The sequence below is a fragment of the Streptomyces sp. NRRL S-646 genome, assembly GCF_000720765.1.
GTDB lineage: Bacteria > Actinomycetota > Actinomycetes > Streptomycetales > Streptomycetaceae > Streptomyces.
Map to the genome: position 1 here is coordinate 813,427 of NZ_JODC01000007.1, position 16,365 is coordinate 829,791.

Consider the following 16,365-nt stretch of genomic DNA (forward strand, 5'->3'; position numbering starts at 1 on the left):
GATCGGGAATCCGTCATACCGCTCTGACTGCCATCGCGATTCACGATAAGCAGCTACCGTTGTTCCATGTACGACCCCTCCCATCTTCGGACCTTCCTGGCGGTCGCCCAGACCTTGAGCTTCACGCAGGCCGCCCGGCGGCTGGGGCTGCGGCAGTCCACCGTCAGTCAGCACGTGCGGCGCCTCGAGGACGCCACCGGGCGCCAGCTGTTCTCCCGGGACACCCACTCCGTTGAGCTGACGGAGGACGGCGAGGCGATGCTCGGGTTCGCGCGGCGGATCCTGGAGGTGCAGGAGCAGGCGTCGGCGTTCTTCACGGGCACGCGGCTGCGCGGCCGGCTGCGCTTCGGCGCCTCGGAGGACTTCGTGCTGACCCGGCTGCCGGAGATCCTGGAGGGCTTCCGGCACAACCATCCCGAGGTCGACCTGGAGCTGACGGTCGAGTTGTCCGGGACCCTGCACGAGCAGCTGGCCGCCGGGAAGCTGGACCTGGTGCTGGCCAAGCGGCGACCGGAGGACCCACGCGGCGAGCTGGTCTGGCACGACGAGCTGGTGTGGATCGGTGCGGAGCGGCTGCGCCTGGACGCGGACCGGCCGGTGCCGCTGATCGTGTTCCCGCCGCCGGGGATCACGCGCGCGCTCGCCTTCGAGTCCCTGGAGCGTCAGGGCCGGCCGTGGCGCATCGCCTGCACGAGCGGCAGCCTGAGCGCCCTGATCGCGGCGGCCCGGGCCGGCCTCGGTGTCCTGGCGCACTCCCGCGGCCTGGTCCCGCCGGGCCTGGTCCGCGTCCCCGACCGCTTCGGCCTGCCCGAACTCGGCCGCGTCGACTTCGTCCTGGTCCACGGCACGCGCCGCACCTCGGCGCAGAGCGCGGCGGACGCGCTGGCGGCGACGATCCTGGCGGGCGGGGTCCGGCTGCAACGCGCTCCGCGGGGTGAGCCGCGATAGGCCGTCTTTTGTCTGCGGCGCCGTCGTGGCTGGTCGCTCCCCCACTCTCGACTTCGCTCGAGCGGGGGACCCCCGTCGCGGCGGAGCCGCAAGTCGATACAGCCCCGCGCCCCTTCGGGGCGCTCAACGGAGCATCGGTCGGTACGTCAGCTGCTTGACCTGGCGCAGGAACGGCGTCGCCTCCACGTGCTGGACGCCCTCCAGATGACCGAGGGGGCCGCTGAGGTAGGCGTACAGATCGGAGGTGCTCCGGACGACCGCCGTCGCCGTGAGGTTGGTGGGGCCCGCGGTCGCGGAGACATGGGCGATCGGGGTATGGGCGGCGAGAGCCTCGCCGACGGAGTGGAGAGCCGCGGGGGCGACGGTGACCCAGAGAGCGGCGTGCAAGGGGTGGCCGATGGCCTCCACCCGGTATTCGCAGTCGAGGTAGATCGCCCCGGAGGCGATCAGCGTGGCCAGGCGTCGTTTGACGGCGGACTCCGAACGGCCGGTCGCGCGCTGGAGTTCGGGGTAGGTGGCGCGCGCGTCGCGTTCGAGGACGGCGAGCAGGGGCTCGTCCTCCGGGTCGAGGCGGGCGGGGCCCGGGGCGGGCACGGGATCGGGGGTGAGGGCCTCGATCTGGTCCGGGGCGAGCGCCGCGAACTTCTGCAGCCAGCCCTGCGGGCCACCGAAGAAGCGGTGCAGTTGCTGGTAGGCACGGATCTCCAGCACGTGCGGGGTCCGCGGGAGCTTGCCCAGAAGCAGGTCGTCGCGGTCGCCCGCGTTGCGCGGCCGGGTACCGAGCACGACCTCGGTGCCGCCGGAGGCGAGGCCGATCCAAGTGGTGTCGGGCCGTTTGGCGAGCGCGTCCGCGATGGTCGGCGCGCTGTCGGGGACACAGCGCAGCCGCAGCGTCCAGTGGTCCAGGCCGAGCACGACGCCGTCCCGCATGGCGACGACGCGCAGGCCGCCCTCGGCGCACAGCCGCCGGTAGCGGCGCGCGACGGTCTGGTCGGAGACCCCGAGGACCCCGCCGATCCGGCTGAAGGAGGCCCTGCCGTTGACCTCCAGAGCGCTCAGCAGCTGCAGGTCGAGCTTGTCGAAGACGTGGGATTCCATCTCCATCCCGGCTACTCCCGTCGAATTCCGTCGCCAGACGCCTTGCTTCCGGTGCGATCTGCCGCTCGCCATCCATCGTACGGAGCGTTGCGCATTCGGCGTACGGAAAGCACTGGGAGTTGAAGGACATGCGTACATGGGGGCCGCTCACGGCGGTGTGCCTGAGCACGTTCATGTTGCTGCTGGACGTGACCATCGCGGTGGTCGCACTGCCGGACATGGCGGGTTCGCTGCACGCGTCGCTGAGCGATCTGCAGTGGGTGATGGACGGGTACGCGCTGGCGCTGGCCGCGCTGCTGCTCGGGACAGGGGCCGCGGCCGACATCCTGGGTCGGCGGCGGGTGCACGTGGTGGGCGTGGTGGTGTTCGCGACGGCCTCGCTGCTGTGCGGTCTTGCGGGCGGGCCGGGGATGCTGATCGCCTCGCGCGCCCTGCAGGGTCTCGGCGGGGCCGCGATGCTCGCGACCACGCTGCCGCTACTGGGCTCCGTCTACCAGGGCAAGCGGCGTTCGGTGGCGCTCGGCGTGTGGGGTGCGGTCAGCGGGGCGGCGGCCGCGGTGGGGCCGGTGCTCGGCGGGATGCTGACGGACGGGCCGGGCTGGCGGTGGATCTTCTACGTCAATCTGCCGGTGAGCGTGGCCGCGGTGTGGCTGACGCTGAGGGTCGTCCCGGAGTCGCACGGCTCGCGTGAGCGGCGCGTCGACTGGGCGGGCACGGTGACGTTCGCGGCCTTCGCGGGCGGGCTGACGTACGGGGCGGTGCGGGCCGGGGAGCACGGCTGGGGTGAGACAGGCACCCTCGTGGCGTTCGCGGCGGCGGTCGTGGCGCTGCTCTGTTTCGTCGCTGTGGAGCGGCGCGGTGCCGACCCGCTGCTGGATCCGCGGCTGTTCCTCAAGCCCGCGTTCTCCGTCGTGATGGTGGGTGCGCTCGCCTTCAACGCGGGGGCGTTCGGCCTCATGGCGTACGACTCGATATGGATGCAGTCGCTGCTCGGGATGAGCCCGGTGCGCGGCGGTGCGGTGTTCCTGTGGATGTCGCTGGCGGCGTTCGTGGTGGCCGCGGCCGGCGGGCGGCTGCTGCACGGAGTGCCGGCGCGGATCACGGTCGGCGGCGGGCTGCTGCTGGTCGGCTCGGGGCAGTTCTGCATGACGGTGCTGGACGCGGGGTCGACGGCGTCCGTGCTGGCGCCGGGGATGGTGCTGGTCGGTGTCGGTACGGGGCTGGTGGCGCCCGGGATCGCGGGCGCGGCGCTGGCCGCCGTACCGCCGGAGCGGTCCGGGATGGCGGGCGGCGCGGTCAACACCTTCCGACAGCTCGGCCTCGCGCTCGGCATCGCCGTCTACGGCACCGTGCTGACGTCGCGCATGCAAAGCACGCTGCCGCACGACGCGGCCCATGCGCTGGCAGGAGGCGCGGCCGGAGCCCTGCACGGCGGCTTCTCCGAGCATGCGCTGCGGTCGGCGTTCGCGTCGGGGCTGAACACGGCGGCGATGGTGGCGGGGCTGACCGCGACGGCCGCCGGAGCGCTGGTGATCGTCCTGGTCAGGACGGCGCGCCCAACCCGGACGGAAGTAACGGAATCCTCCGCTCCGACGCTGACGGAGGAGAGGACGACACCCTTCGGGCAGGGCCGCTGACGGGCGCCATGGGCGGTTATCAGGTCGTACAGATTCGGTGGAGATTACGGGACCGAAACTTACTCAACCGTCAGTTTTCTGTCCGACCCTTCCGGATGTGAGCGCATTTTCCGGCCGTGACCAGCGTGTGCCTGAGCACTGCTCGGATTCGGCCCCCCTCCCGCCCTGTCGCCGTCTGGGGTAGCTTTCACGCCCTGTGCGGAGTAGCACTAAATCGGGCACTGAGGAGCGGGGAGCGGGTTTGCGCGAGTTCACCAACCCTCCGTTGACGTTGTCACCGCCGGTGGGCGGACTGGCCGACGTCGTCTTCGAGCGTGCCCAGGAAGACCCGCTGCACATCAGCCTCGGCCGCAAGGACGACCAGGGGCAGTGGCGTGATGTGACGGCCGCGGAGTTCCGGGACGAGGTACTGGCCCTGGCCAAGGGGCTGCTGGCCCGGGGCATCCGCTTCGGCGACCGGGTCGCGATCATGTCCCGTACCCGCTACGAGTGGACGCTGTTCGACTTCGCATTGTGGACGATCGGCGCCCAGGTGGTGCCGATCTACCCCACGTCCTCGGCCGAGCAGTGCTTCTGGATGCTCTACGACGCCGAGTGCTCGGCGGCGATCGTGGAGCACGAGGACCACGCGATGACGATCGCCAGCGTCATCGACCGGCTGCCTCAGCTGCACCAGCTGTGGCAGCTCGACCTCGGGGCCGTGCAGGAGCTGTACGACGCGGGCGCGTACATCGACGACGACGTGGTGCACCGGCACCGGCAGGCGGTCACCCCCGAATCGACCGCGACGATCATCTACACCTCGGGCACCACGGGCCGACCCAAGGGCTGCGTCATCGCCCACAGCAACTTCATGTCCGAGGCGGATATAGTCGCCGAGCACATGGAGCCGGTGTTCCACTCCAAGAAGGGCGACGAGGCGTCGACCCTGCTGTTCCTGCCGCTCGCGCACGTCTTCGGGCGGATGGTGGAGGTCACCGCGATCCGCCACGGGATCCGCTTCGGCCACCAGCCTCAGATGAACGCCGCCACGCTGTTGCCCGACCTGCAGGCGTTCAAGCCGACGTTCATCCTCGCGGTGCCGTACATCTTCGAGAAGGTGTTCAACGCCTCCCGCCGCAAGGCCGAGAAGGACGGCAAGGCCGGGCCGTTCGAGAAGGCGGTCGAGATCGCCGTGAAGTACGCGGACGCCGTCGAGGCCAAGGCCTGGGGCATCGGGCCCGGTCCGTCGGCGGGCCTGCGCGTGCAGCACCAGCTGTTCGACAAGCTTGTCTATTCCAAGCTCCGGGCCGCGATGGGCGGCCGCATCCGCAACGCCATCTCGGGCGGCTCCGCGATGGACCGCCGGCTCGGCCTGTTCTTCGCGGGCGCGGGAGTGCAGATCTACGAGGGCTACGGCCTCACCGAGTCGACGGCGGCCGCGACCGCCAACCCCCCCGAGCGCACCCGCTACGGCACCGTCGGCCAGCCCATCCCGGGCGTCACCGTGCACATCGCGGACGACGGAGAGATCTGGCTGCACGGCCCCAATGTCTTTCAGGGCTACCTCAACAACCCGAAGGCCACCGACGAGACCCTGCACGACGGCTGGCTCGCCACCGGCGACCTGGGTTCCCTCGACGAGGACGGCTTCCTCACGATCACCGGCCGCAAGAAGGAGATCCTGGTGACCTCCGGCGGCAAGAGCGTCTCCCCCGCTCTGCTGGAGGAGCGGGTGCGCGACCACCCGCTGGTCAACCAGTGCATCGTCGTCGGCAACGACCGCCCCTACATCGCCGCCCTGGTCACCCTCGACCAGGAGGCCGTCGAGCACTGGCTGACCATGCGCGGCAAGCCGCAGATGTCGCCTGCCCAGCTGGTACGGGACGCCGACCTGGAGACGGAGGTGCGGCGGTCGGTCGTCGCCGCCAACACCCTCGTCTCGCAGGCCGAGTCGATCCGCACCTTCCGGATACTGGCCCAGCCGTTCACCGAGGAACACGGTCTGCTGACCCCGTCCCTGAAGCTGAAGCGGAAGGCCATCGAGAACGCCTACGCCAACGAGGTCGAGGCGCTCTACCGGGCCTGAGCCGGGTCCTGACGTACCGTCAACTGATGTTGATCCGGAAGAGCTTGTCCGATCCGTCGGGCTGGTTTCCGTTGTTGTCGCAGTTGGTGGTCGACAGCCACAGCTGGTCGGCGCCCGGGACCTTGGTCACGGTCCGCAGACGGCCGTACGTTCCCACGTAGTACGCGGTCGGTGTGCCGACGCTCTCGTTGTCCCCGTTGATCGGGATCCGCCACAGCCGCTCGCCGCGCAGGGACGCCATGTAGACGACGTTGCGGACGATCGCGATACCGCTGGGCGAGGCCTCGGAGACGTTCCAGGTGGCCTTCGGGTTGGTCATCCCCGAGGTGCTGCAGCTGCCCTCGCAGATCGGCCAGCCGTAGTTGGCGCCCGGCTTGATGAGGTTGAGTTCGTCCTTGGAGCTGTTGCCGAACTCCGCTTCCCACAGGCGGCCGCCCCGGTCGAAGGCGAGACCCTGCGGGTTGCGGTGGCCGAGGCTGTAGACGTAGTTGCCGAACGGGTTGCCCGGGGCCGGCTTCCCGTCCGTCGTCATGCGCAGGATCTTGCCGTTGAGGGAGTTCTTGTCCTGCGCCAGGTCAGGCGTCTGGGCCTCGCCGGTGGACACGTAGAGGTAGCCGTCGGGGCCGAAGGCGAGACGGCCGCCGTTGTGGTAGCGGTTCTTCTTGATGCCCTGCAGCAGGATCTTGTAGTCGCTGAGCGAGGTGCCGTCGTAGGTCATGCGGACCACGCGGTTGCCCTCGGCCGCAGTGTGCATGAAGTAGACGTAGTGGTTGCTCTCCCACTTGGGGTCGACGGCGACACCGAGGAGACCGCCCTCGCCGTTGGTGGTCACGGCGTTGGGCACGGTGCCGACCTGCGTCCTCGCCCCCGCCTTGGTGACCTTCCAGACGCGGAAGTCGTCCCGCTCGGTGACCAGCGCGGTCTGGCCGTCGGGCATCCAGTAGGTGCCCCAGGGGATCGTCCAGCCGGTCGACAGCGTGGAGATGGAGCTCGGTACGCCTCCGTCGGTGGCGCACGCCTTGGTCGTGAAGGTGACGGTGTTGCTGGGCTCGGAGGTGTTGCCGGCCGCGTCGCGGGCGACGACGTTCAGCGCGTACGGGCTGTTGCAGGCCAGCCCGGTCAGCGTGGTCGACGTACCGCTCGTGACCGTCTTGTAGACCGTGGTGTCGCTGCGCACGTCGTACGCGACGACTGCGCGGTCGTCCGTCGAGGCACCCCAGGCCAGTTGGGCGCTGTTCGCGGTGACGTCGGAGGCGGAGAGCGTGCCCGGTTTCGTCGGCGGGGTGGTGTCGGAGCTGGGCTTGGTCGTGCAGTCGACGACCGGGCTGGCGGCGGAGGTGTTGCCGGCCGCGTCGCGGGCGATGACGGTGAGGTTGTAGGTGGTGTTCGGGGTCAGACCGGTCAGCGCCTTCGACGTCGAACTCCAGGCCGCCTCGCCGATCTTGTTGCCGTGCTCGTAGAGGTCGTACGCCGTCACGCCCGTGTCGTCCGTCGAGGCGCCCCAGTTCAGCGTGAGGCCGTCCTCGCCGATGCCGGAGCAGCTGGGCTGACCGGGGCGGGTCGGGGCCTGGGTGTCGGTCGCCGTCCCGATGGTGATGCGGTCGAGATTGGGGCCGCCGTTGGCCGTGGTCGCGGTGGCCCGGATCTTGTTGGTGCCCGCGGCCAGCGGGACGGTGACGGCCTTGGTGGCCCAGGTGTTCCAGTCGGTGGTGGCCGGGAAGGACAGGGCGGGCGAGACGACCGTGCCGTTGGCGGAGATGTCCATCGGGCGGTCGGTGGCGGTCCCGTTGGCGTACCGCAGGGCCACCGAGGCGGTTCCCGCGGAGGCCGCGCTCACCGTGAACTCCACGGACGAGCCCTTGACGTTGGTGTAGTCGACGAAGCCGGTGCCCGTGTATCCGCTGTGGTTGGTGGCCACCGTACCCTGGGTGATGGTCGCGTCCTCCGCCTGATAATCGGTGGCCGCCTGTGCCGCGCTCGCGCCGGTGAGGCCGGCGAGCGGGACGGCGAGGGCCAGGGAGAGGCCCCAAGCCAGAGCTCTGTCGCGTTTCATGACTGCCCCCTCAGGGCGCTGTTGACGGGGTTCACACGGATCAGGCGTGTTTCGCCCGGCCGCAGCGTCGCGCTGTACGAGTTGGTGATCACACCTTTGTGGGAGCCGGACCAGAGGTCCGTGACGTCGCCGGAGCCGGTAAATCCCACCTGCGACCAGTTCACAGAGACCGTCGTGCTGCCGGACGTTCCGGTGTTGAACAGCGCCACCACGTAGTCACCGCTGTTCTCGCGTTTGCTCCAGACCTGCTTGACACCACTGTTCACAACCCGTTTCGCGGCCACCCCGTCCTGGTCGACACCGATCAGCCGGTCATTGGTCAGCATCGCCTTGTCCACGGAGTCGAGGTGGGTGAGATCGGTGCCGAGCAGCAGCGGCGAGGCAGCCATGGCCCACAGGGTGAAGTGGGAGCGCCGCTGGTCGGCGGTGAGGCCGGCCTGGTCGCCGTTGCCGACCTCCAGGGAGTCCAGGTCGTTCCAGCCGCCGGGTCCGGCGTACGACTGCCAGTTCGCGGCCGAGTCGAACCGCTTGAAGACATGGGACCAGTCGGTGAGTGGATAGCCGCTGCCGTTGGGGCCGGATCCGCAGTAGCACTCAACGTCTCCCTGGGTGCGCCAGCTGTTGGCGAGCCCCCGCCAGGTAGCGGCATCGGAGATCGGAAGGTTGTTGGAGAGCGCGAAATTGACGGGCCGTCCGCTCGCCCGCAGCGCCTTGTCCCAGGCCCGCACGTCCGGGATGTCCTGGCTGCCCACACCGTCGATCTTCAGGTAGTCGACTCCCCAGGAGGCGAACTGCCTGGCCCAGGAGTTCACGAACTCCTGGGCGCCCGGCTTGGAGTAGTCGATGTAGTACATGTTCTTGCAGTTGTAGTTCTTCTCGGTCTTCGAGGTGTCCGCGATGTCCTTCGCGTGGTACGAGGTCCCCTCGATCGGCGTGTTCCGGGTGACGGCGTTCTTCGCGATGCCGGGCGTCACGTAGAAGCCGAACTTCAGGCCCTTGGAGTGGATGTAGTCGGCGAGCGCCTTGATGCCGTCCGGGAACTTGGCCGTGTCGACGGCCCAGCGGCCGTAGTTGTCGACGACGAAGCCGTTGGAGTCGCACTTCTGCCAGAAGTCGTCCAGGTTGACGTACACGAAGCCGTGGTCCTTCAGACCGCTCGACACCAGCGCGTCCGCCTGCGCCTTGATCTTCGCCTCGGTCGGTGAGCGGCGCACGAAGCTCCAGCTGCTCCAGCCCATGGCCGGGCGCAGGGACTGCCCGTTGTCCGACCTGGGGGTGAAGGCCGCCGGTGTGGCGTACGAGGTGCCGATCCACGCCTCGTCGATCCGCAGCCGCTGGTAGCGGGTGGTGTCGGTGGAGGCGGCCCAGGTGGTGTCGACCTCCAGGCGGACGTAGCGGGCCTTGGCCGAGGTGAGGTCAATGCCCTGGATTCCGCGGCGACTTGGGAGCTGACCTGTCTTGACCGCGCTCCCCCAGGTCGTGCCGTCGTTGCTCAGGTACACCTTGTAGTCCTTGATCCGCGCCGACTGCTCGGTGTCCGAGCGGGCGTAGGCGACGGAGTCCTCGCGCTGGTTGAGCCCGAGGTACTGGACCTTCCTGGCCGAGCCGAGGTCGAAGGTGAGGTTGACCGGCAGGGTCTTGTTGTTGTCCCAGTAGGTGAGGAAGTCGCCGTCGCCCGCGGCCGCCCCGGTATGTCCGCTCGCGGAGGCGCTCGCGGTCACCTTGACGCCGGTGAGGATGCCCTGACGGCCGGCGGTGGTGACCTTGAAGACCGTGTCGTACGGGTCCCAGTCGCCGAGGCCGGTCAGCGTCAGCACGCCGCCCGACTGCGACCACGAAACCGCCTTGCCGGTACGGAGGTTGGTGACGGAGGCGACGCGGTAGCCGTTGTCGCGGATGCGCAGGGTGCTCGTGCTCGGCGGGGTCAGGACGTGGATGTACTGCCGGTTCGGGTCGCCCTTGGCGATGGTCGTCACGCCGTGCGCGCCGTCGTTCCAGAAGCCGGGCTTGAGACCGCCGTACATGTAGCCGCCGCCCTCGGTGCCGTGCAGGGACTCCCAGATGGGGTCGAGATAGGAGTCGGCGAAGGTGTTGAAGGAGGCCTGGTTGGCCGGGAACCTGCCGTTGACCTGGGCGGTCTCGGCCATCAGGGCCTTCACCGAGGACCCCGCGTTGGTGATCAGCCGACCGAGGGTGAGCTTCTTGTCGACGGCCGGGTCGGAGCCGTCGTACCACCAGGCGCCCGTCGAGGGCAGCTTGAAGTCGGCCTCGGTCAGGCGGGGCTGGGCGGTGTAGATCGCCTGGGGGTAGTCGTAGGCCGGCGTCATCCCCGTCTTCTGCTCGTTGCTGATCATGTCCATGATCGGCGTGTCTTCGTTGTTGTTGCTGAGCGTGTAGTTCGGGCGCTTCTGGTAGATCTGCCGGTAGAGGTCGTGGCTCTCCCAGTACGCGTTGTCGTTGTCGATCCAGAAGCCGCCGAGGTCGGGATAGCGGTCCATGACCTCGAAGAAGTTGTCGTAGCTGAACTGCCCGAAGCCGTCGCGGGTGGTCAGGTCGACGTTCTTGCCCTTGTAGGCGGAGTAGGCGGCCGAGTCGAGCCACTCGTGGCCGCCCTCGTCGTGCCACTTCGGGTCGTCGGTCATATAGAGGATGACCTTCATGCCCTTGGCCTTGGCGGCGGTGATCAACTCGCCGAGGAAGTCCCGCCTGGTGGAGCAGGAACCGGGGATCTTCGAGGGCCAGGGGCGGGCGTAGCCGAGCCGGCTGTGGAAGGTGGCGAGGACGAGGTACTGGGTGTGCAGCTTCTTCGCCTCGTTCACCCAGTAGTCCGGTGTCCAGCCGCCGCTGGTGACGTCGTTCTCCCAGGCGGTGCAGCCGGTGTGGGCGGGCGCGGTGCGCAGGCCCCAGTGCAGGAAGAGGCCGCCGACGGAGTTGCGGAGGAAGTCCTGGCGGGGGTTCTCCAGGTCGAGGGGCCGTACGGGGCTCGCGCAGTTCTCGGTGGATCCGCTGCTCGACACCCGCAGCGTCACCCCGGTCAGGCAGTACCCGTCGACGTCCTGGAAGCCCATGTCGTACGGCGAGTGGGAGCCGCGCCCCGCGGTGAAGCCGGTGAAGCGGATGCCGCTCGCCGCGTTGGCGATGACCGCAGGCCGGCCGTCGTCCGTGGCGAACTTCACCGAGCTGTCGGTGAACTGGACGTTGTCGGCGTTGTGCAGATACCAGCCGTAGGCCGGTCGGGTGCCGATGGCCTTCGGGTTGTAGTCGCTGGGGTCGTTGCTCGGCACCGAGGTGGACATGGTGCCGTGGCCGCCGGGCACGGCGATGTGGACGTTGTTGAAGGTGACGTCCTTGATCCGGTGGCCGGTCTCGCCCCAGAGGGTCGGGCTCAAGGACGGGCTGTTGCCGGTGGCCATGATGTTGTCGTAGGTGATGTCGCTGATCGATCCGATGCCGGGATGGTTGCCGCAGCGCTTACGGGTGCCGATTTTCTGCATGATCGGTGAGTGGACGTTGGTCATCGTGATGTCGCGGTAGTGGACGTCCGAGATCTTCGCGCCGTCCATCGACACCATGCCGAGGCCGGACTTGTCGGCGCCCTCGATCCGGATCTTCTCGAACCGGTAGTCCGAGAAGTCGCCGCAGGTCTCGGAGCCGAACATCAGGGCGTTGCAGCAACGGGCCGACAGCTGGGAGTCGTTGACGCGGACGTGGCCGTTGGGGAGCTTGGCGCCGAGGGCGTAGTCGCTCTTGAAGACGAGCGCGTCGTCGTTGGCCTTGATGTTCGCGTTGGTCACCGTGACGTCGGTTGTGGAGATGATGTTCCAGCCGTCGCGGTCGCTCGCGGTGTCGATGGTCAGACGGTCCGAGGTGACGTTCTTGCAGCCGTTGACCAGCGCGGCGAAGTGACCGCCGCGGCGCAGGGTGAGTCCGTCACCGATGCGCAGTCCGTCGCAGCGGGTGAGCGAGATGATCTTGTCGGCCTCGCCGGACTTCGGGTTGCCGGTGATCAGGTTGCCCATGCCGTCGATGACACCCTGCCCGACGAAGCCGATGTCGGTCAGCCTGTCGCCGTAGATCATCGCGTCGCGGAAGTGGCTGTGCCCGTAGTCCTGGTAGGCGTCGTACGGGTTGGCCTCGGCCTTGTCGTAGGTGTCGGCGCCAGAGGCCTGGATCGTGGCGCCCTTGTCGAGCTGGAGCGTCACATGGCTCTTCATGTGGATGGTGTTCTGCGACTTGTAGGCGCCGGCGGGGAAGCGGACGATACCGCCGCCGCTGGCCGAACTCGCCGCCGTGATGGCCTTGTTGATGGCGGGGGTGTCGTTGGCGGAGCCGTCCGCCTTGGCCCCGTAGTCACGGACGTCGTAGACGGCGGCAGTGCGTGGGGTGGGGTGCGGGGCCGCGAGCGCGGCGGGGTGGGCGAGTCCGAGGGCGACGGCGATGACGAAGAACACGATCGCCGCCGCCCCCGTCCGCTGTGCGGTGGGGGGTCTCATATGACGGTCCCTCAGACGAGTTGGTAGCCGCGAAGATTGGTGAGCAGCAGGTATGTGTCCTGGAGTGAACCGGATGTGTCGCCGAGGGAGCGGTAGATGCCCCACTTCGGGCGCACGCGGTCGGCGAGGAAGGTGTCGACCCCGGTCTTCGACGCGTCGATGACAGTCGAGCCGCCGGACTTGAGGATCCAGCGAACCGAGCCCGCCGAGCCGTTGCCGACCTTGATCTGGAAGTCGACGTCCGTCCATTTGTCGTGCAGCGGGTCCAGGTCGGTGCGGCCGACGAGGATGTCGTCGATGGCGAGCTTCAGCTCGATGGTCTGCCTGCCGTTCACCCGGCGCAGGGACTGCACCACGATGGGCGAGGTGCCGTTGCCCGGCTGCTTCATCTGCATGATGTGCGTGAAGGTCGTCGTCGCCTTCAGCGAGCTCGGGATGTACATCGAGTACGTGAGCCGCCAGGTCTGGCCCTGCGTCCACTTGAGATAGCTGCTGCCGCGCGTGCGCAGCCCCGTGACCTCCTGGCGCTGGCGGTCCGTCGAGGTGTCGCGGTCGACGGTGTGCATGTTGAAGCGCCAGTTGTTGCCGGTGGCGAAGATGTGCGGATGACCGGCGGGGTGCGAGTCGGCGCGGTCGTCCTCGACCGTCTCGAAGGCGCCGAGACCGTCGCCGCTCGCGGACGGGGCCCACTTCTGCTGCCAGGAGGCGGCGTGGGCGGTGGCGGCCGGCAGGCCGACCGCCGCTGTGGCCGCGCCACCGAGAGCGGCGCCCAACAGCACCCTTCTGGATGTGCTCATGACACTAATCACCTCGCAGTTGCTCGTTCATGATCAGGAAGGCGCCCAGGCCGTGGAAGTCGTTGGTGGCCCGGGTGCGGGCGACGTAGTACGCGTAGTCGCCGACGTTCGTGCCGACCGAGATGTCGGCGAGGTCGGTACGGCCGTCCGGGCCGGTCGAGAGCTTGGCGAGCACGCCCTGGTAGCCCCGGCGCGCGACATCCGCGTAGTGCGGGTCGAGGTAGTGCTGCTGAGTTCCGCGCGACAGGGCGTAGGTGAACATGCTGGAGCAGGACGTCTCGGTCCAGTTCCCGCTCCGGCCGCCCTTGTCGATCACCTGGAACCAGCGGCCGGTCGCCGGATCCTGGTACTTCTCCAGACCGGCCGCCAACTTCCGGAAGATGCCAAGGAGTTGGGCCCGGCGCGGGTGGTTCGCAGGGAGCGCGTCCAGCACATTGACGATCGCCATGGAGTACCAGCCGACCGCCCGGCACCAGTGCTCGGGGGCGAGCCCGGTCTGCGGGTCGGCCCAGCTCGCGCTCTTCGACTCGTCGTAGGCGTGCCTCAGCAGACCGTTCGCCACCTGCAGATGGCTCCCGTACACATACAGCTGCTTGGCCGCCTCGTCGTCGGTGTACGCGCTGTCGCCGAACTCCTTGCCGTACTCGACGAGGAACGGGTTCACCATGTAGACGCCGTCCGACCAGAGCTGGTGGGCGCGGCCGGCGGAGTCCGCGTGCCAGAAACCGCCGTCGGCGGTGCGCGGGTAGCCGGCCAGCCGGTCGAGGATCTTCTTCGCGGCCTTGCGGTAGCGGTCCTGGCCGGTCTCGTGGTGCAGGATCACGAGCAGGCGGCCGGCCTGCATGCTGTCCAGGCTGTTGAAGGACTGATCGATGGAGCCGTCGCTCTTCACGAACCGGTCGACATAGTTCTTGATGTACGTCAGGTAGCGGGCGTCATGGGTGCGTCTGTAGGTGAGGTACTGGCCGTAGAGGTAGAGGCCGACCGGGTAGGACCAGCCGCCGATGGTGCTCGGGGTGTAGCGGGCCATGGTGGAGTCGACGACGGCCACGGACCAGTCGGGGGCGGCGGCCCGCAGGTGTGCGGAGACGGGAGCGGCGGGCGGAGCCGGTGTCGCCGCCGGCAGGGTGACGAGGCCGGCGGTGACGAGGGCGAGGGTCGTCAGTGCCGTCCGCAGACGTCTGGGGCTCATGTTCCTCCCTTTCGGTAGGCGTACGCGAGGTCGCCGCGCGGCCCCTGCACGAGATCGCGTACGAGGTGATGGTCGGGGGCGTGCCGGCAGGCGGGGTCGGTGCGGCCGGCGTCGCCGGTAAGGGCGTGGGCCTGGCAGCGGCAGCCGCCATGGTCACCGGCGCGCAGGGCGCAGCCGCGGCAGGGCTCGGGCATCCAGGACTCCCCGCGGTAGGCGTTGAAGGCCTTCGACTCCCGCCAGATCCAGGCCAGTCGGTGCTCGCGCACGTTCGGCGGGTCGAGGTCCGGCAGCGCGGCCGCCGCCGGGCAGGGCAGGACCGTGCCGTCCGGGGCGACGGTGAGCGAGACCGCGCCCCAGCCGCCCATGCAGGGCTTCGCGGTGGCGTCCACCCAGTCCGGGGCCACCCACACCAACTCCACTGCCTTGTCCAGGAGTTCGCGCCAGCGGGAGACCGACGCGCGGGCCTGCTCGACCTGTTCACGGGTGGGCAGCAGGGCCGCACGGTTGCGCAGGGCCCAGCCGTGGAACTGCGTGTGGGCGAGTTCGATGCGGTCGGCGCCCCACGCAAGACCGAGGGCGATCAGGTCGTCGAGGGCGTCGAGATTGGCGCGGTGGAGCACGATGTTGAGGCCGAAGGGGAGCCCGCAGGCCCGGATCAGCCGGGCGGCGCGCTCCTTGGCTGCAAACGAGCGGGCGCCCGCAATGCGCTCGGAGGCCCGGGCGTCGGCGTGCTGCACCGAGAGCTGGACGCTGCGCAGCCCGGCCTCGGCGAGCTCCGCCGTGCGCCGCTCACTCAGACCCACCCCGCTGGTGACCAGCTGGGTGTAGAGGCCCGCGGTGTCGGCGGCCGCGACGATCCGCGGCAGATCCCGTCGGAGCAGGGGTTCGCCGCCGGAGAGGTGTGTCTGCACGACGCCGAGGTCGGCGGCCTGACGGAACACGTCGGACCACTGCCCGGCGTCCAGCTCCCTTGACCGACTGATCAGTTCGACGGGGTTGGAGCAGTACCCGCAGCGCAGCGGACAGCCGTGGGTGAGTTCGGCGAGCAGCGCCCAGGGGGCGTCCACGGTCATGCGAGCCAGCCCTCCTTTCGCAATGTGTCGAGGAAGTCGGGGACTTCGTCGGCGACGGGCGCGCCGGGGTGCCGTTCGCCGAGCTCGGCGACGACGTCGTCCACCGCGCGCGTGCCGTCGCAGAGGCGGAGGACGGGGCCCGCGCTGCCGCGCAGCACCACCACCCGCTCGGGGAGCAGCAGCAGATCGGTGCCCCGCACGCGGTCGTGACGCAGGACCACACCGCGGGAGAGTGCCGGACGCCAGGTCATGGGCCGCCTCCGTCCACCGCGTCCAGCAGCGACCACAGCACCTCGCACTTGAACTCCAGGGCGGCCAGCGCGTTGTGCTGCTGCTCGCGGGTGCGGGCGAGATCGAGGACCAGGGCGAGGGCCTCGGCTCCGTCGCGGCCGCCCTGGTCGATGCGGGTGCGGAAGTAGGCGAGGCCGTCCGGGTCGATCCAGGGGTAATGGCGCTCGAAGGCGGCGATGCGGATGCGCATGAGGTCGGGTGCGGACAGCTCCGTCAGCGAGGCGGCGATCGCGTCCGGAGTCGGTTGCAGGCGGCAGAAGTTGACGTATCCGTCGACCGCCAACCGGACGCCGGGCAGCACCCGGGAGCCGTCCCACAGTTCGTCGCGGTGCAGGCCGGCCGCCTCGCCGAGCCGCAGCCAGCGTTCGATCCCGCCCTCCCGCTCGGCCGTGCCGTCGTGGTCCTGGATGCGACGCAGCCAGGATCTGCGCAGCTCGGGCCGGTCCAGCTTGGCGAGGATCAGGGCGTCCTTGACGGGGATGTGGCGCTGGTAGTGGAAGCGGTTGGCGATCCAGCGGCGCAACTCGGCCTGGCTCAGTTCACCGCGGTGCATCCGCACGTTGAAGGGGTGGCGGTCGTGGTAGCGCTCCGTGGCGACGGCGCGCAGCCGCTCGGTGAACTCGGCGGTTCCCCAGGCGGTGGCGCCGTCGATGGGGGTACCTCCCACGCCCTTGAAGCAGTGGGGGAGGACGGTTGTCGTGGTCACGGTGTGGTC

The 16,365-nt window shown here is 69.3% G+C and carries 11 protein-coding genes; 3 read left to right on the forward strand and 8 right to left on the reverse strand.

The features are described 5' to 3' along the window. Window positions 1-66: 66 nt before the first annotated feature. Window positions 67-948: a LysR substrate-binding domain-containing protein gene (locus IH68_RS0119130; RefSeq protein ID WP_030936693.1), complete on the forward strand. Its 882-nt coding sequence runs from the start codon at window positions 67-69 to the stop codon at window positions 946-948. A gap of 123 nt (window positions 949-1,071) precedes the next feature. Here the strand turns inward: IH68_RS0119130 and IH68_RS59155 are convergent, their stop codons facing one another. Beyond that, window positions 1,072-2,052 (reverse strand): Lrp/AsnC family transcriptional regulator, encoded by a 981-nt coding sequence (locus tag IH68_RS59155; protein WP_030936695.1) that lies wholly within the window; start codon window positions 2,050-2,052, stop codon window positions 1,072-1,074. Window positions 2,053-2,174: 122 nt separating this feature from the next. Here IH68_RS59155 and IH68_RS0119140 point away from each other — a divergent pair, with 122 nt between their 5' ends. Both IH68_RS0119140 and IH68_RS0119145 read left to right on the forward strand, forming a co-directional pair. Continuing rightward, window positions 2,175-3,683: an MFS transporter gene (locus IH68_RS0119140; protein ID WP_030936697.1), complete on the forward strand. Its 1,509-nt coding sequence runs from the start codon at window positions 2,175-2,177 to the stop codon at window positions 3,681-3,683. Window positions 3,684-3,924: 241 nt separating this feature from the next. Continuing rightward, window positions 3,925-5,751 (forward strand): AMP-dependent synthetase/ligase, encoded by a 1,827-nt coding sequence (locus tag IH68_RS0119145; RefSeq protein WP_030936699.1) that lies wholly within the window; start codon window positions 3,925-3,927, stop codon window positions 5,749-5,751. A 19-nt stretch (window positions 5,752-5,770) separates the two neighbouring features. On the opposite strand, the gene IH68_RS0119150 is transcribed toward IH68_RS0119145, so the two are convergent. From IH68_RS0119150 to pqqC, 7 genes are read right to left on the reverse strand one after another with little or no spacing between them, the layout of a single operon-like run. Further along, window positions 5,771-7,804: a PQQ-dependent sugar dehydrogenase gene (locus tag IH68_RS0119150; RefSeq protein ID WP_030936701.1), complete on the reverse strand. Its 2,034-nt coding sequence runs from the start codon at window positions 7,802-7,804 to the stop codon at window positions 5,771-5,773. Further along, window positions 7,801-12,297 (reverse strand): glycosyl hydrolase family 28 protein, encoded by a 4,497-nt coding sequence (locus IH68_RS58075; RefSeq protein ID WP_078912508.1) that lies wholly within the window; start codon window positions 12,295-12,297, stop codon window positions 7,801-7,803. Before IH68_RS58075 ends, IH68_RS0119150 begins: the two co-directional genes overlap by 4 nt. Before the next feature lie 11 nt (window positions 12,298-12,308). After that, entirely contained in the window at window positions 12,309-13,094 is a 786-nt protein-coding gene (locus IH68_RS0119160; protein ID WP_030936705.1) for a heparin lyase I family protein, read from the reverse strand. Between the two features lie 4 nt (window positions 13,095-13,098). Further along, entirely contained in the window at window positions 13,099-14,286 is a 1,188-nt protein-coding gene (locus tag IH68_RS0119165; RefSeq protein ID WP_030936707.1) for a glycoside hydrolase family 88/105 protein, read from the reverse strand. Then, a complete protein-coding gene (gene pqqE / locus IH68_RS0119170) occupies window positions 14,283-15,359 on the reverse strand; it encodes a pyrroloquinoline quinone biosynthesis protein PqqE (RefSeq protein WP_037884914.1) in 1,077 nt (358 codons plus the stop codon). Before pqqE ends, IH68_RS0119165 begins: the two co-directional genes overlap by 4 nt. Continuing rightward, window positions 15,356-15,610 (reverse strand): pyrroloquinoline quinone biosynthesis peptide chaperone PqqD, encoded by a 255-nt coding sequence (gene pqqD, locus IH68_RS0119175; protein ID WP_030936712.1) that lies wholly within the window; start codon window positions 15,608-15,610, stop codon window positions 15,356-15,358. Before pqqD ends, pqqE begins: the two co-directional genes overlap by 4 nt. Continuing rightward, window positions 15,607-16,317, reverse strand: coding sequence for a pyrroloquinoline-quinone synthase PqqC (gene pqqC, locus IH68_RS0119180; protein WP_051833593.1), 711 nt, complete (start codon window positions 16,315-16,317; stop codon window positions 15,607-15,609). Before pqqC ends, pqqD begins: the two co-directional genes overlap by 4 nt. Window positions 16,318-16,365: the final 48 nt, after the last annotated feature.

Bases quoted from the DNA above. Each gene is read 5' to 3' on its own strand.
- pqqD (WP_030936712.1), bottom strand. From the start codon at position 15,610: ATGACCTGGCGTCCGGCACTCTCCCGCGGTGTGGTCCTGCGTCACGAC.
- IH68_RS0119140 (WP_030936697.1), top strand. From the start codon at position 2,175: ATGCGTACATGGGGGCCGCTCACGGCGGTGTGCCTGAGCACGTTCATG.
- IH68_RS0119160 (WP_030936705.1), bottom strand. From the start codon at position 13,094: ATGAGCACATCCAGAAGGGTGCTGTTGGGCGCCGCTCTCGGTGGCGCG.
- IH68_RS59155 (WP_030936695.1), bottom strand. From the start codon at position 2,052: ATGGAGATGGAATCCCACGTCTTCGACAAGCTCGACCTGCAGCTGCTG.
- IH68_RS0119130 (WP_030936693.1), top strand. From the start codon at position 67: ATGTACGACCCCTCCCATCTTCGGACCTTCCTGGCGGTCGCCCAGACC.
- IH68_RS0119150 (WP_030936701.1), bottom strand. From the start codon at position 7,804: ATGAAACGCGACAGAGCTCTGGCTTGGGGCCTCTCCCTGGCCCTCGCC.
- IH68_RS58075 (WP_078912508.1), bottom strand. From the start codon at position 12,297: ATGAGACCCCCCACCGCACAGCGGACGGGGGCGGCGGCGATCGTGTTC.
- pqqE (WP_037884914.1), bottom strand. From the start codon at position 15,359: ATGACCGTGGACGCCCCCTGGGCGCTGCTCGCCGAACTCACCCACGGC.
- IH68_RS0119165 (WP_030936707.1), bottom strand. From the start codon at position 14,286: ATGAGCCCCAGACGTCTGCGGACGGCACTGACGACCCTCGCCCTCGTC.